Annotated in this window: 3 protein-coding genes; all 3 read right to left on the reverse strand. The window is 75.3% G+C overall.

Translation table 11 applies throughout. From position 1 onward, the window contains the following. On the reverse strand, positions 1-95 hold a 95-nt coding region (locus A5714_RS26430; RefSeq protein ID WP_255396738.1), incomplete at its 3' end, for a S4 domain-containing protein. An 8-nt stretch (positions 96-103) separates the two neighbouring features. Beyond that, the gene (locus A5714_RS24880) at positions 104-289 is read right to left on the reverse strand and encodes a hypothetical protein (protein WP_068074843.1); all 186 of its coding nucleotides are present in this window, start codon (positions 287-289) and stop codon (positions 104-106) included. A gap of 23 nt (positions 290-312) precedes the next feature. Further along, positions 313-831: HAD hydrolase-like protein (locus A5714_RS24885; RefSeq protein ID WP_156747495.1), on the reverse strand; the 519-nt coding region annotated here is incomplete at its 5' end.

The raw sequence follows: 831 nt of genomic DNA on the forward strand, positions 1-831 counted from the left end.
ACCCTGCCGGCGTCGATCAACTCCGCGGCCTGCTGCCGGGACCGGGCCAGCCCGCGCCGGACCAGTTCGGCGTCGACGCGGGCACGTCGAGACATGCGGACACTCAGCCCTTCTCCGCCGACTCCAGCGCGCGCAGCAAGACGTCGTGGGCCTCGGACAGCCGGCGGGCGATCTCTTCGAGTTCCTCGATCGAGGGTTGGACGTCGGGGTTCTCGGCGTCCCCGGGCTCGGGCAGCCGGGCCAGCAGCGTGTCGATCTCGGCGCGGATCTGATCGGGGTCGATAGTCATCGCGTCCCTACGCTAGTCACCGCTCAGTCGTCGCGCACCAACGACCAACGCCGCAGCGCCTCGCGCGCCCGGTCGTCGGCGGCCTCGATGCGCGGCTCCGCGCCGTCGGCGCCCCACACGGCGCTGGCGACCGCGCGCACCACCGACAGGCCGTCGTCCTCGCCGTTGTCATCGCCGTCGTCTTCGCCGTCGTCATTGCGGGCGGCGGCCACCGTGATCGCCCCGCCGGCCGCCTCGACGCGCCAGCCCGGCTGCGGTCCCACCGCGAGCCGCTCGCCGTCGCAGTGCAGCGAGCGCAGGTCGTGGCCGAGGTAGGTGGGGCGGCGGCCCGGGCGGGCGTAGACGGCGTCGCGCGCGGAGTTGACCCCACTGAGCACCATCAGGCTGGGCAGGCGCGCGGCGTTGGCGCCCTCGATGTCGGTGTCCAGCCGGTCACCGACCACCAGGGGCGCCCGGAAGTCGCCGCGGGCCGCCGCGTCGGTCAGCAGGCCGGGCGCCGGCTTGCCGGCCACCTGGGGCTCGGCGTCGGTGGCCGCCCGCAG

Origin of the sequence: Mycobacterium sp. E2462 (assembly GCF_001672685.1) — a bacterium.
Taxonomy (GTDB): Bacteria; Actinomycetota; Actinomycetes; order Mycobacteriales; family Mycobacteriaceae; genus Mycobacterium.